The sequence below is a fragment of the Alteromonas sp. KS69 genome (assembly GCF_003989595.1).
Lineage (GTDB): Bacteria > Pseudomonadota > Gammaproteobacteria > Enterobacterales > Alteromonadaceae > Alteromonas > Alteromonas naphthalenivorans.
The window spans coordinates 26,151-39,554 of sequence record NZ_PYHU01000006.1 but is presented as its reverse complement, the minus strand read 5'-3'; the positions used below and the strand labels follow the sequence as shown (position 1 = coordinate 39,554).

Annotated in this window: 12 protein-coding genes; 6 read left to right on the top strand and 6 right to left on the bottom strand. The window is 49.7% G+C overall.

Annotated elements, in window-relative coordinates; genetic code table 11:
- Positions 1–11 precede the first annotated feature (11 nt).
- The 5 genes from C7Y69_RS05905 to prmA all read right to left on the bottom strand — a co-directional run bounded on the left by C7Y69_RS05905 (position 12) and on the right by prmA (position 5,765).
- Positions 12–827, bottom strand: a complete 816-nt coding sequence (locus C7Y69_RS05905; protein ID WP_126872098.1) for a class I SAM-dependent methyltransferase — start codon at positions 825–827, stop codon at positions 12–14.
- A gap of 818 nt (positions 828–1,645) precedes the next feature.
- The gene (purH, locus tag C7Y69_RS05900) at positions 1,646–3,244 is read right to left on the bottom strand and encodes a bifunctional phosphoribosylaminoimidazolecarboxamide formyltransferase/IMP cyclohydrolase (RefSeq protein WP_126872097.1); all 1,599 of its coding nucleotides are present in this window, start codon (positions 3,242–3,244) and stop codon (positions 1,646–1,648) included.
- An 81-nt stretch (positions 3,245–3,325) separates the two neighbouring features.
- Positions 3,326–3,619, bottom strand: coding sequence for a DNA-binding transcriptional regulator Fis (fis, locus tag C7Y69_RS05895; RefSeq protein WP_012520109.1), 294 nt, complete (start codon positions 3,617–3,619; stop codon positions 3,326–3,328).
- 30 nt (positions 3,620–3,649) lie between these two features.
- The gene (dusB, locus tag C7Y69_RS05890; RefSeq protein WP_013786628.1) at positions 3,650–4,648 is read right to left on the bottom strand and encodes a tRNA dihydrouridine synthase DusB; all 999 of its coding nucleotides are present in this window, start codon (positions 4,646–4,648) and stop codon (positions 3,650–3,652) included.
- A 235-nt stretch (positions 4,649–4,883) separates the two neighbouring features.
- Positions 4,884–5,765, bottom strand: coding sequence for a 50S ribosomal protein L11 methyltransferase (gene prmA / locus C7Y69_RS05885; RefSeq protein WP_013786627.1), 882 nt, complete (start codon positions 5,763–5,765; stop codon positions 4,884–4,886).
- A gap of 351 nt (positions 5,766–6,116) precedes the next feature.
- Here prmA and C7Y69_RS05880 point away from each other — a divergent pair, with 351 nt between their 5' ends.
- Entirely contained in the window at positions 6,117–6,809 is a 693-nt protein-coding gene (locus C7Y69_RS05880) for a substrate-binding periplasmic protein (protein WP_232363161.1), read from the top strand.
- A 693-nt stretch (positions 6,810–7,502) separates the two neighbouring features.
- On the opposite strand, the gene C7Y69_RS05875 is transcribed toward C7Y69_RS05880, so the two are convergent.
- On the bottom strand, positions 7,503–8,393 hold the full coding sequence (locus C7Y69_RS05875) for a LysR family transcriptional regulator (RefSeq protein ID WP_232363241.1): 891 nt from the start codon (positions 8,391–8,393) through the stop codon (positions 7,503–7,505).
- A 133-nt stretch (positions 8,394–8,526) separates the two neighbouring features.
- Between C7Y69_RS05875 and C7Y69_RS05870 the strand changes: the two genes are divergently transcribed.
- The 5 genes from C7Y69_RS05870 (at position 8,527) to C7Y69_RS05850 (ending at position 13,063) form a co-directional block, all read left to right on the top strand.
- A complete protein-coding gene (locus tag C7Y69_RS05870; protein WP_306305700.1) occupies positions 8,527–9,354 on the top strand; it encodes a class III extradiol ring-cleavage dioxygenase in 828 nt (275 codons plus the stop codon).
- Positions 9,355–9,396: 42 nt separating this feature from the next.
- Positions 9,397–10,194, top strand: a complete 798-nt coding sequence (locus C7Y69_RS05865) for an SDR family NAD(P)-dependent oxidoreductase (RefSeq protein ID WP_007105034.1) — start codon at positions 9,397–9,399, stop codon at positions 10,192–10,194.
- Between the two features lie 63 nt (positions 10,195–10,257).
- On the top strand, positions 10,258–11,208 hold the full coding sequence (locus tag C7Y69_RS05860) for an aldo/keto reductase (protein ID WP_007105033.1): 951 nt from the start codon (positions 10,258–10,260) through the stop codon (positions 11,206–11,208).
- An 18-nt stretch (positions 11,209–11,226) separates the two neighbouring features.
- Positions 11,227–11,826, top strand: a complete 600-nt coding sequence (locus tag C7Y69_RS05855; protein WP_260563430.1) for a cytochrome b — start codon at positions 11,227–11,229, stop codon at positions 11,824–11,826.
- 130 nt (positions 11,827–11,956) lie between these two features.
- Positions 11,957–13,063: an FUSC family protein gene (locus C7Y69_RS05850; RefSeq protein WP_007105030.1), complete on the top strand. Its 1,107-nt coding sequence runs from the start codon at positions 11,957–11,959 to the stop codon at positions 13,061–13,063.
- Positions 13,064–13,404: the final 341 nt, after the last annotated feature.

The window sequence follows — 13,404 nt, the reverse complement described above, 5'->3', positions numbered from 1 at the left end:
CGACTTAGGTTTTATAAACTATGCTTTTTAAACTTAAGCGTCATGCGATTACTCTCGCCAATGGCAAGGTACTTCTCACGATCTTGATCTTTTAATTTGAGGCTAGGAGGAAGCGTCCATACACCGCGCGGGTGGTCGGCTGTATCTTTAGAGTTTGCATTGATGTCACTAGCTTCTTCAAGCTCAAAGCCCGCTTTCTCGGCTGCAGCAACAACGAAAGAACGCTTCATATAGCCACTTTTCTTCATCGCTGCATCGTCAGCAGATTCAGGGAGTTCATGTTCTACCACACCTAGTACGCCACCAGGTTTAAGGGCTTTAAAGAAAGCACCAAATGCGTTGTCGATGCCTTCAGTACCTTGACCCATATACCAGTTATGAATGTTGCGGAAGGTAAGTACCACATCGGCACTGCCAGGCTCTGCAATATCAAGGGCTTTGGTTGGGTGAAAAGCGGTGACTTTTACACCTTGATAAGGCGCGCTGTCTTTTACTTTTTGATTGAAGTTTTCTAGCGACTTACGGTAATAATCGTTGGTCGATTCGTCAACGAAGAAGTGAGCAGCAATGTACTGACCTTCTTTTTGAACCAAAGGCGCAATAATGTCGGCATACCAGCCGCCACCTGGTGAAATTTCAACTACTGTCATGTCTGGCTTAACGCCAAAGAATCGTAATGTTTGCTGAGGATTACGGAATTCATCACGTACTTTGGCTTGTGCTGAGCGGTGTTCGCTCATGGCTGCATCTGATATAGCATCGGCGCTAGCATAGGTTGCTGACATGCCAAGCGTGGCTGCGAGTACTAATTTGGCTAACTTCTTCATTGTTATTTCCTTATTATCATCGAGGGTAACGGCGATTACGTTAACTGCTAATACTGATAAACACCAGTTTCAGATTAAGCTTAACAACAAACTATGACACCTACCCGACACCCAACATGCTAAATCTGTACTCTGCCGTTTTGCTTTTTCTTGCTTCAGAGCTGAGAGTGAGAGTAGAAGGCATTCAAAACACGCGGTAAACCCATCCATGGGCACTCTGCCACAGCATCCATGCTGTGGAAGGTTTTGAATGCCTTCTACTCTCACTCCTATCAACCGGCGTCATGCTTATTAAGTACGAGATCAGTTTGCATTTAAACACGCGGTAAACCCATCCATGGGCGCTCTGCCACAGCATCCATGCTGTGGAAGGTTTTGAATGCCTTCTACTCTCACTCCTATCAACCGGCGTCATGCTTATTAAGTACGAGATCAGTTTGCATTTAAACACGCGGCAGACTCATCCATGGGCGCTCTGCTAAAGCATCCATGCTGTGAAGGTTTTGAATGCCTTCTGCTCTCACTCCTATCAACCGGCGTCATGCCTATTGGATTGTGAGTTTTAGCGTGTTCCGCACTTTTATTCAATGGCAACTGTAGAGCCTAGCTATCAAAAGAGGGGAAGTGAATGCCAGTACTAAACCCTCTGCGGCAAGGATGCCATAGGTAACCCTTCACCCATCTCTAACCAGCTATCTGTTTCCAAAGCACGGCACGCAATAAGCTAGCAAGATGTAGTAGTGAGTACGAGGGCGGAGCCCCCATGGACGGGTTTACGGCGTGCTCCAAACTCGTACTCGCTTACTGCATCATCTATTTTAATGGCGGAAGTGGCGCATGCCAGTGAACACCATGGCGATGCCGTGTTCGTCGGCTGCATCAATCACTTCTTGGTCGCGCATTGAGCCACCAGGCTGAATAACGGCTTTAATGCCTGCTTCTGCGGCAGCATCAATGCCATCGCGGAATGGGAAAAAAGCGTCAGATGCCATTACAGAACCTGCAACTTCAAGGTTTTCATCAGCGGCTTTAATGCCTGCAATTTTAGCCGAATACACGCGGCTCATTTGACCTGCGCCTACGCCCACTGTCATACCGTCTTTGCAATATACAATGGCGTTAGATTTCACAAATTTGGCTACTTTCCAGCAGAACATCAAATCACGAAGTTCGTCTTCTGAAGGCTTAAGCTTGGTCACTACTTGAAGGTCTTCCATTTCAACCATGCCGAAGTCGCGCTCTTGTACTAACAGCCCGCCATTAACACGTTTGAAGTCGTAACCGTCGGTAAGTTGACCAGCCCAATCGCCACACGCTAATAAGCGTACGTTTTTCTTCGCGCTAACAATGTCTTTTGCTTCGTCACTAACCGTTGGTGCAATAATCACCTCTACGAACTGACGATCTACAATTGCTTGTGCCGTTTTCGCATCTAACTCGCGGTTGAACGCAATAATGCCGCCAAACGCAGAGGTAGGGTCGGTTTTAAACGCGCGGTCGTAGGCCGATAAAATGTCTTCGCCAATAGCGACACCACAAGGGTTAGCGTGCTTAACAATAACGCAAGCTGGCTCTTCGAATTCTTTAACGCATTCTAGGGCAGAGTCGGTGTCGGCAATGTTATTGAACGACAATTCTTTACCTTGAAGCTGAGTAGCAGTAGAAACAGACGCTTCTTGAATATCGTTTTCAACGTAGAACGCAGCGCTTTGATGGCTGTTTTCACCGTAACGCAAATCTTGCTTTTTGCTAACCTGAACGTTGAATGTACGTGGGAATTCGCTGTGCTCATGCCCGCAGTCGTCTTCGCAATCGCTAGTATCGATACGTGCGCCAAAGTAGTTAGCAATCATGCCGTCGTATTCAGCAGTATGCTCAAACGCTTTAATCGCTAGGTCGAAGCGGGTTTTGTAAGTCAGTGAACCTTCGTTTGCTTCCATTTCAGCTAGAACGCGACCGTAGTCGGCAGCTTTAACCACAATGGTTACATCTTTATGGTTTTTAGCCGCAGCACGAACCATAGTAGGGCCGCCAATATCGATATTCTCGATAGCGTCTTCTAACGTGCAATCATCGTTAGCAACGGTTGCCGCGAATGGATAAAGGTTTACTACCACCAAATCGATTGGCGCAATATTGTTTTCGTCCATTACCGCTTCATCAATACCACGTCGAGCCAAAATGCCGCCATGAATTTTAGGGTGAAGGGTTTTTACACGGCCAGCCATAATTTCTGGGTGACCTGTGTGGTCAGACACTTCTGTTACTGGCAAGCCAGCTTCAGCGATGAGTTTAGCAGTACCGCCCGTCGACAGAAGTTCCACCCCAGCGTTATGCAGCGCGGTGGCGAAATCGAGGATACCGGTTTTATCAGAGACACTTAATAGAGCACGTTTAATGGGTTTTGGTGTTTGCATAAAATATAAGCTTCAAAGTTAAGAGTGGTGAAACAAAAAGAGCACCTGTAGGTGCTCTTCGGTGGGCTAGGCCCGGTGATTTTAGTTCATGCCGTACTGCTTCAGCTTTTTGCGAAGCGTGCCACGGTTGATTCCCATCATAATGGCAGCGCGGGTTTGGTTGCCGCGGGTGTAAGTCATAACTTCTTCCAGCAGCGGGGCCTCAACTTCGGCCAGTACCATTTCGTATAAATTATCGATGTTGGCGTTGTCCAGTTGCTTCAAGTATTTATTAACCGCTTGCTTTACTGAGTCACGAAGTGGCTTTTGTGCTTGCGTCTGAGAAGGCGTAGTTACTGTAGTAGTAAAAGGTGAAGTCACGTTTTGATCGAACATAATACTGTCTTGCTCTTAAGTTAGTCATTACTATGCTGCAGGAGAAATCTGTCGGGTTTCTCGATTCTGCAGCGCTTCAAAATAAGCGTTTAGTGCTTCAAGTTGCGCTGACGCATCCTCGATAGCGTTGAACGATTTACGAAATTGACGATCCGTATCGTGTTCCGAGAGATACCAGCCCACATGCTTGCGGGCAATTCTTACACCGGCGACTTCACCGTAGAAGCTTTGTACATTAGCGACGTGCTCGTGCAAAATCTCATACTGTTCAGACAATGGTGGTGGCTTTAGGTTCTCGCCAGTTTCTAGGTAATGCAGGATCTCTTTAAAAATCCAAGGATTGCCTTGAGCACCGCGACCTATCATCACACCATCTGCACCGGTACAATTCAGTACCTGTTGTGCTTTTTCAGGAGAGGTAATATCTCCGTTGGCAATTACGGGTATCGAAATTGCCTCCTTTATACGACGGATAGTGTCAAACTCCGCCTCTCCTTTGTACATACAAGCTCGCGTTCTACCGTGAACAGCCAGTGACTGTATGCCGTTTTGCTCAGCAATGCGGGCTATCTCAACCCCATTGCGGTTATCGGTATTCCAGCCGGTACGAATTTTAAGTGTTACAGGAACATCTACAGCATTAACCACTGCTTTAATGATTGATTCCACCGTGCTCGGGTACTGAAGCAACGCGGAACCTGCCAGTTTCTTATTCACCTTTTTGGCTGGACAACCCATGTTGATATCGATGATTTGCGCACCGTTCTCAACATTAAATTGTGCCGCTTGGGCCATAAGCTCTGGATCAGCACCTGCAATCTGTACAGAACGAATACCTTCTTCGCCCTCATGATTCATTCGTGCTTGTGATTTTGCGGTATTCCATACCTTTGGATTGCTTGAAAGCATTTCCGACACCACAAGCCCCGCACCCATACGTTTACATAGTTGACGAAATGGACGGTCAGTCACGCCAGCCATTGGAGCCAGCATCAAATTGTTATCTAACGTATAGGAACCAATTCGCATATTTCGCCATCTAGAACTGCACAGAATTTATACACCCGGCTAAAACGGGGCGCTAAGTGTACGTGTTTTCGCAATACTTGAAAAGGCTAAAAATCACACAAAATTTCACTCTATGGGCTTGACAGTGAAAAAAAACTGTAACATTAGCCATCTATCACCGTTTTGCAGAGTGAATTTTAATCAAATCTCTCAAAGGCCGCGAATTGAAAGGCATTGAAAGACAAAAAATTTACATTTAGGCGAGTTTTTTACCAGACACTCGCGCCCATTCTCCATCAATCGCGCTCTCATCAAGGGCAAAATCGCGGGTGTAGGCAGCTTCAATTTTGGTTACTTGTTCAGCAAGAATGCCGGAAAGGACGAGTAAGCCCGACGGTTTACAGTAAGATGAAATAACATCTTGAAGCTCTAGAAGTGGGCCAGATAATATATTCGCCATTACTACATCGGCCTCTAGCGTGGGTTGGTCAGCCGGCAGATAAACATCAAGCCTGTCTTCAACGCCGTTACGGCGGGCATTTTCTTGTGTGGCTTGAAGCGCTTGTGGGTCGATATCAATGGCGACGACTCGCTTAGCGCCTAATTTAAGTGCCGCTAGGGCTAAAATGCCTGAACCACAACCAAAATCCACAACCACTTTATTAGCAACGTCGATACCGTCTAACCAACGTAAGCACAGGGCAGTTGTAGGGTGAGTACCCGTTCCAAAGGCAAGGCCTGGGTCTAGCATCACGTTAACGGCATTAGGGTCTGGCACATCACGCCAGCTCGGGCAAATCCATAAGCGGGTACCAAATTGCATAGGGTGGAAATTATCCATCCACTCACGTTCCCAGTCTTTGTCTTCAAGTGGCTCTAGTTTGTATTTAAAATCTGAACCTAGAATGCGCGCTTTGCCTAATCGTTTAATGATGGCTTTCATGTCATCGGTGGCTTCAAACAAGCCCACCACTTGCGTGTCGGGCCACAGCATAATTTCACCAGGCTTAGGCTCGTACATAGGCGTGTCTTTCGCATCTACATAGGTTACCGCTTGCGAACCGTTAGCGCTTAGCATATCGCCAATTGATTCAGCGTATTCTGAGGAGGTATTTATTCGTAACTGTAGCCAGGCCATATTCAAACATGTTCAAAGGGTTTGGCCATATTGTACCGCTTGGCTAGTTAAAGCGAAATCATAATGCTGGTAGCAACCCGTCAATTTCCCGTTCGTTTTCCCGCTTTACACAATAATTTTATGTAAAAGTGCCTTTTTTCATCAAACTTAAGTCTACATTTAACTTTTATTAGCCATTGTTTTTAAAGGGTTTATATAATGGTTAAGTCTTTTGGAGAATGGTTATTTATTGGCAAGTGTTTATAGTTAATAGGTGTTCCATTACTATTTCACCTTATGCACTATATTGTCGTACTTTTTATTATTTTGTTCTCTTCCAACGCCGCATTTGCAAAGCAAATTGAGGTGGTCGTGGGCTGGACAAAACCTCCCTATGTTATCTCAGAGCAAGATTCCGGCTTTGAGTTAGAACTCGTGCGGGCAATATTGCTTGAAATGGGGCATGACATGGCGCCGATTTACGTTCCTTTTGGACGCACCGCCAGCATAATGAAAAAGGGGGAGGTGGATATTGGACTAACCTTAAATCCAGGTCACGATATTGACCCCGCTATTCTGACTGATGCATACGTTTATTATCAAAATGTTGCAGTAAGCCGCACTGACAGAAACTTTGAAATTCACGAAATACAAGACTTAGTCGGGCATAGCGTGATTGCTTTTCAAACGGCAATATCGGTATTGGGTGAAGAGTTTAAAGACACGTTAGCCCATCAAAAAAACTATATGGAGCTTGCACAACAAGACCGGCAGGTTAGTTTGCTACTGCTTGGCAGCGTAGATGTGGCTGTGATGGATAGAAACATTTTTCAATACGTTAAACATCAGCTGCCTGTCGAAAAGCAACACGACACAACAATACACGAGCTGTTTCCCGTTTCCGCCTACAGTGCGGCTATTTCTGACGAGAAACTAAGAAACCAGTTTAATGAAGTATTGGCGCTATTCATAAAAGACGGCCGGTACCAGTCTTTACTTGATCAATTTGGTCTATTTAATTTTATTGAAGATCAGCCCATGCAACCGGCTAAAAAGTTGAATTAAGCTAAGATGAGTTTTTGAGTCTTGTGGCCTACCACTTCTAACGTACTACCCTTTTCCTTCAAATTTTTAACCTAATGTCTCTGTCCGAAACGCTTATTTCTAGCGTTTATCGCTTTTTTTGTGTCTTCATGGGTCGTGTTTGCCGAATAAAATGATACTTTGAACCTAGTTACTCACATGTTGCGTAGAAGCTGTAACTACGAATGACCCAATTATGGACATGACTTTAAACTGAGCATAACAGGGCTTTCACTATATGGCCTCGTGTCCATGGCGAACGTCGATATAAGGCCCTCTTCATACACTTTTTTGTCCATGCCATTGATGGATTGGTATTTCGTACCCCAAAAACGTAGCCCACTATTGCGGTCTAAAGGCACTGCCTGTTAGAACCATCAATTGACAGCTACGAGGAAAATAAAATGTCCGGGCCTAAACAAAAGGAAACACTCAATGGACTTATGGCCTCGATCCCATTTCGGTTCCGCAAATGAGATTTTCCTTGTTGACGACAATATTTGAACAACCATTGGTTTCGGGATCTTAAAAAAGCAGATGGAAAAGGAGAAGGTGGCCGCGATCCAGAAGCCGACATAAAGCTTTTGGCCTGGAGCGGGCTAACTTCGAACTAAGCCTGACTGTTGGAACAGTTTACAGGTGTAGAGAGGGGGCCTTGGTAAGAAAGGATAAAATTTACGACGGTCTACATGGCGAATTCTCAAAAACCTCAACCAAATAGTCGATCATCGCTCTTACTTTGAGGGGTAACCGACGATCCGGCGCGAACAGCACATGCAGGCCGCCGAGATCCAGTGGAGGGTGATCCAATTCGAAAGCAACCAGAGCGCCACTGGCCAATGCCTCGGACACGATAAAGTTGGGCTGATATATGATCCCTTGGCCCTTAACGGCGGCAGCAAGAAGTGCGTCGCCATTGTTGGACATGAGGTTGCCTGTTACGGGCACCTGGATCTTACCATCTTGGCCGAATGCCCAGGTGCCGCCGCGTTGCGCTGAGGAAAGGCTGTAGCTCAGGCAATTGTGGTTTGAGAGCTCGGCAACACGGTTAGGGGTTCCATGTTTTTTCAGATACTCAGGCGAGGCACAAAGTCGCATCGGGCAATTGCCGAGACGGCGGGCCCTGAGGTCGCTGTCAGCGAGGTGTCCGATGCGGACAGTCAGGTCCCAGCTCTCTTTCAGCAGATCCTGTTGAGTGTCGCTCAGGCCAAGATCCACCTCCACCAGTGGGTAACGATGGGTGAATTCCGGTATTAACGGTGCAATGAAGCGTGTGCCAAAGGATAGCGGTGCATTCAGACGTAATCGACCCATGGCCTGATGCTGCTGGGAAGATACTTCGGACTCCGCTTCTTCAAGATCCTGAAGAATGCGCTGACAGGCCTGCAGGTATTCCCGTCCGGCATCTGTCAGTGATAACTGTCGAGTGGTGCGATGAAGCAGTTTCGTGCCGAGCCTGGTTTCCAGTGAATCCACATGTTTTGTGGCCATTGCCGGCGACATGTTCAGCTCCCGGCCGGCGGCAGACAGACTACCTCTGGACGCTGCCTGAACGAATACCTGCATGCTTGTGTATCGGTCCAGCATTTTATTTCCTACCTTTAGTTAAAACAGTTCCTTTTTTAAGTCCGTTCTCCTTTCCTGAGTATCAGTATAACCTGTTCATTGTGATATCTGAACTATTCAAACCTATGGAGGTATGTCGATGTCCACGCAGCCAAGAGTGCCTACCAGACAACCGGTATTTTTTATTCCCCACGGCGCTGGCCCTTGTTTCTTTATGGACTGGAGTCCCCGCAATACGTGGGACGGTATGGCCGACTTTCTTCGAAGCGTCATCGGGCGTTTGCCAGAAAAGCCGACGGCCATCCTCCTGGTATCCGCCCACTGGCGCACTCAAGAGTTTAGTGTGACCGCCGGCAGCCAGCCCGATCTCATTTATGACTATTTCGGTTTTCCGGACCACACCTATAAATTGACTTATCCGGCTCCAGGAGCGCCGGCATTGGCGCATCGCGTGAGTCGTCTACTGGTTGGGGCACAACAGAACACCCTGGAGGATTCCGGGCGTGGGTTTGATCACGGTATGTTTATTCCGCTCAAGGTGATGTTCCCCGAGGCAGACATTCCTGTGGTTCAGCTGTCGTTACGGCAGGACCTGGACCCCGAAGCACACCTGCAGGCAGGCAGAGCTCTGGCGCCACTGCGTGACGAAGGTGTGCTGATTCTCGGCAGTGGCATGAGCTTCCACAACATGCGTGGCTACGGCGACAAGCGGTTTACACCGCTCTCCGAGGCGTTCGATGACTGGCTGACGGACACTGTCGAAGGTGACTCCGGAATTCGTTATCAGCGATTGAGGAAATGGGTTCAGGCACCCCACGCCCTCGATTGTCATCCGCATGGAGACGAGGAACACCTGATTCCATTGCTCGTGGCAGCGGGTGCAGCGGGCGAGGAGCCCGGCAAGAAGGTTTATTCCGAACGGGTGATGGAAACCCAGTTATCGGCGTTTCAATTTGGTTGAGTGGGTGACGTCCCCTCAAAAATCAATGGCAAGAGGAATTAAATGATGAAAATTGAACTCACGGGCAAACAGTCGTTGGTCACCGGCTCTACCGCGGGCATCGGTTTGGCCATTGCCCAGGGGCTGGCCGAGGCCGGTGCCTCGGTAACTATAGTGGGTCGTGACCAGGCCAAAGTGGATAAGGCGCTGGCCGAGATAGCCAATGCCAGCGGTCGGGACGATGCAAAAGGCATTATCGCGGACCCGGGTACCGCGGAAGGTTGCCGGACCATCATCGAACAGCTGCCCGAGGTGGATGTTCTGGTCAACAACCTGGGTATTTATGGCGGCGTTCCATTCTTCGATATCGACGATGCTGCCTGGGAAGAGATTTTCCAGGTCAACGTGATGAGCGGTGTTCGACTTGCCCGGCATTACGCAACTGGCATGAAGGCTCGGGGCTGGGGGCGTATCCAGTTCATCTCTAGTGAATCGGCGTTGAATATTCCATCGGAGATGGTGCACTACGGGGTGAGCAAGGCGGCGCTTCAAGGTGTATCCCGGGGTCTCGCCAAGGTTCTTGCCGGAACCGGTGTGACCGTGAACAGCATCCTTCCCGGTCCGACCCGTACTGAAGGAGCCAAAGCCATGATGGCTGACCTGGCGGCTGAGCGGGGAGTCTCCCCGGAAGCAATGGAAACCCTGTTCCTGGACGAAAACCGGCCTTCCACGCTGCTCCGACGTTTTGCCGAACCGGAAGAGGTCGCCAGCCTCTGTGTCTACGCTGCGTCTCCCCAGGCCAGTGCCACCACAGGCGCCGCCCTGCGTGTTGAAGGTGGCATTGTGGAAAGCATTGCCTGAAATCGCCGGCCGGGACCACCCGGCCGACTCACCCACTGACAGTTGTTTTTTGAGGGAGGCATCATGAGTCTTCAGAAGAAACCCCTTGGGAAGTCCGGTTTGGAGATAGCCCCACTGGTATTTGGCGGAAACGTGTTTGGCTGGACAGCCGATGATAACCGCTCTTTTCAGCTACTCGATCGGTTTGTGGAGCAGGGCTTCAGCGCCATTGACACGGCCGACGTATATTCTGCGTGGGCACCGGGCCTTGAAGGTGGCGAGTCGGAGGCAGTTATCGGACGATGGCTGAAAAAGCGGGGACGTCGTGATGACGTCATTCTCATGAGCAAAGTCGGTATGCTGGAGCGTCGTAAAGGGCTATCTGCAGCCAACATCGAAGCTGCAATTGAGGATTCCCTGTCACGTCTGGGCACCGATTACCTCGATGTATACTTCGCCCACATTGATGATCAGGAAGTCCCCTTGGAGGAAACATTGGGCGCGTTTGACCGGCTGATCAAGGCCGGTAAGGTGCGGGCCATCGGCGCCTCCAATTATTCGTCCGATCGATTGGAACAGGCGCTGGCCGTGTCTCGTGATCATGGGTTCGCGCGCTATGAGCTGATCCAGCCCCTCTACAACCTGCATGACCGGGCCGATTTCGAGTCGTCGCTGGCGAAAGTCGCCAGCGAGCACAATCTTGGCGTGGTGAGCTACTTTTCTCTGGCCAGTGGATTCCTGACTGGCAAATACGCTCAGCTTTCAGACCTGGAAGGCAACCCTCGGGCTGACTTTCTCAACGGTTATTTCAGCGATCGTGGTCAGCGCATTCTGGATACCCTGATGGCCGTTTCGCAGGAGGCTTCAGCAAAACCATCCCAAGTGGCACTGGCCTGGCTGCTCCACCAGCCAGAACTGACCGCACCGATTGTCAGTGCAACATCGCTGTCTCAACTGGATGAGATATTGGCTTCGGTGAAATTGTCACTACCGGAAGAGATGCTTTCCAGGCTGGACGCCGCCAGTAGGCAGTGATATGAAGATGAGGCTGGAATGAGTGTGCATTCTGGCTTCATCCTCTTTGGTAACACCTTCAATGGTAATGAAACCCTCAATACGGAGAACCCAATCATGATCCACGATTCTCGTGAGCGGTATGGCGCTCTCACCAAACTGCTGCACTGGTCGATGGCCCTACTGGTGTTCTGGCAACTGCTCAAGTTTGGTGATCGAATCTTCGACGGAGAACACTGGGTCGGACAAACGCTGGTGCCCTGGCATGTCTCTATAGGTTCGCTGATGTTGCTGCTGATTCTGGTACGCTTGGCCTGGGCCGCTGGCCAGCGTCATCAGCGCCCGCAGCAAGATCCGGCGCAGGCTCTGCTGGTCAAGGCCGGTCATGGGGCGTTGTATCTTGGCCTGTTGCTGATGCCGATAACCGGGGTAATGGTCATGCTGGGTGGTGGCCACGGGATTACGGCTTTCGGTATCGAGCTTTTTGCTGAAGGCGAGGAAATTGCCTGGGCCCAAGCCCTGGGACAGCTCCATTCGCCAATCGCATGGATTTTGACCGTTTTGATTGTTGGTCATATTGGTATGGCACTGATTCATCTCTTCGTGAAAAGAGACGATACGCTTAAACGTATGGTGTGATGAGGCAATCTCCAAAACCAAAAATTCTCGTTATTTCGCGACTTGATTGCGGAAACTCCGAATAGATCAATGAGGCAAACGGTTATTAGGCTAACTATATCTTAAGCTATCCAATTTTGTCGGAGGTCAAGTGCATCAGCGCTTATCCAGAGTAAAAAGTCGATCAGCTGCAATCCGGTTTCTGCTATCGCGGGCACAGTTCAAAGAGTGCTTTGCCGTAGTTAATCAGCCTGGCTTCAGGAACTCGGCACTGGCCGGACTACAGGTGGCTATCGCGGCGCTGGTTGTGCTTCCGCTGATCGAGCTATCCGACTTTTCGCACCTGATTGGATTTGCTTCGCTGGGTACATTGGTGGCTTTGTTTGGCCGTTTTGCGGCCCCGGAACGCCGGGGCTTTACGGTTTTCCTTTGTTTGCTCTGCCAAACCGCAACCGTTTTTGTGATGTCCCTGGTGGCCTGGCTGGAGTTGCCCATGGTTGGTCAGCTGGCCATTCTGGCGCTGTTGTGCGGTACGCTGTTTTACATCGTCACCGTTGGTGATTTCGGTCCGCCAGGTGCATTGATCTTCATATTCGCCGCCAGCGTTTCAATGGGCCAAGTGGATACCTTTGCCTCTGTCCTCGAACGTACGACTGCGACCGCAGTGGCCGCTGCTCTTGCCTGGCTAGTGGTGATGATCACCGACGTGTTCCGCCACGATACACCGGCGGCACAGGATTGGTTCAAAAGCCGGCCCGCCAGTCACAAGTTGATCGCCGTCGCGCGCATGGTGTTGGGCTCTGCCGTGGCGGCTTATGTTGCTTATGCGTTTGGCGGTCAGCACGCCGGTTGGGCGGCCATGGGCGCTGTCGCCGTGTTACAGGGTAGCCATTTGCATATCAGTATGAGCCGAGCCCTACAGCGCACCATAGGCAACGTACTCGGCGCTCTCCTTGTGGCTTTGGTGCTGCTAAGCCAGCCCTCTGTGTGGACCATTATTGGGCTGGTGGCGTTACTGTCGTTCGCTACCGAGACCATCATCGGATCGAATTATGGACTGGGCCAGGTTCTGGTTACGCCCATGGCTCTGTTTATGAGCTATCTGGCGGCACCAGACCTTGCTGGCATGGCGATGGTGCAGGAGCGGGTAGTAGATACCCTCATAGGGACCGCTGTCGGGATCTGTTTTGCGATTCTGTTTTCGACCCTGGACGACCGAGCTCATTTGCTAACTCATCACATAAATCGCGGAAGGTAAGTTGCAGTCACGGGCTGTTGGTTCTCGAACGCCTATCAAAACCTTGGTCTGTCCCAGATGCAAGAGAGCCAGTTTATGGGTAGTTCATAGGCCCTGAGTATCACTGAGAATGAATCGGACGCGGCGTTTTGGATTAGAGACCGCAATACGAGTGTGGGTTTAAGAATACGAGCGGGAGTGCCAGTTACTGGATCGGGAAAGAGATCACGGCGGCTTCAGTTGACCGATTCAATAAGCTCCCTTGTCACCACATCTTGGGGCTGATCTCAGCATAAATACAACCTTCCCTCATCACTACAATGTGGTTGGCACAGCGACAGGCGTTGGCGAGATCGTCGATA

Coding starts and splice junctions, on each gene's coding strand:
- C7Y69_RS05905 (WP_126872098.1), bottom strand. CDS start 827: ATGAAGAAGTTAGCCAAATTAGTACTCGCAGCCACGCTTGGCATGTCA.
- purH (WP_126872097.1), bottom strand. CDS start 3,244: ATGCAAACACCAAAACCCATTAAACGTGCTCTATTAAGTGTCTCTGAT.
- fis (WP_012520109.1), bottom strand. CDS start 3,619: ATGTTCGATCAAAACGTGACTTCACCTTTTACTACTACAGTAACTACG.
- dusB (WP_013786628.1), bottom strand. CDS start 4,648: ATGCGAATTGGTTCCTATACGTTAGATAACAATTTGATGCTGGCTCCA.
- prmA (WP_013786627.1), bottom strand. CDS start 5,765: ATGGCCTGGCTACAGTTACGAATAAATACCTCCTCAGAATACGCTGAA.
- C7Y69_RS05875 (WP_232363241.1), bottom strand. CDS start 8,393: ATGCAGGTATTCGTTCAGGCAGCGTCCAGAGGTAGTCTGTCTGCCGCC.
- C7Y69_RS05870 (WP_306305700.1), top strand. CDS start 8,527: ATGTCGATGTCCACGCAGCCAAGAGTGCCTACCAGACAACCGGTATTT.
- C7Y69_RS05865 (WP_007105034.1), top strand. CDS start 9,397: ATGATGAAAATTGAACTCACGGGCAAACAGTCGTTGGTCACCGGCTCT.
- C7Y69_RS05860 (WP_007105033.1), top strand. CDS start 10,258: ATGAGTCTTCAGAAGAAACCCCTTGGGAAGTCCGGTTTGGAGATAGCC.
- C7Y69_RS05855 (WP_260563430.1), top strand. CDS start 11,227: ATGAGTGTGCATTCTGGCTTCATCCTCTTTGGTAACACCTTCAATGGT.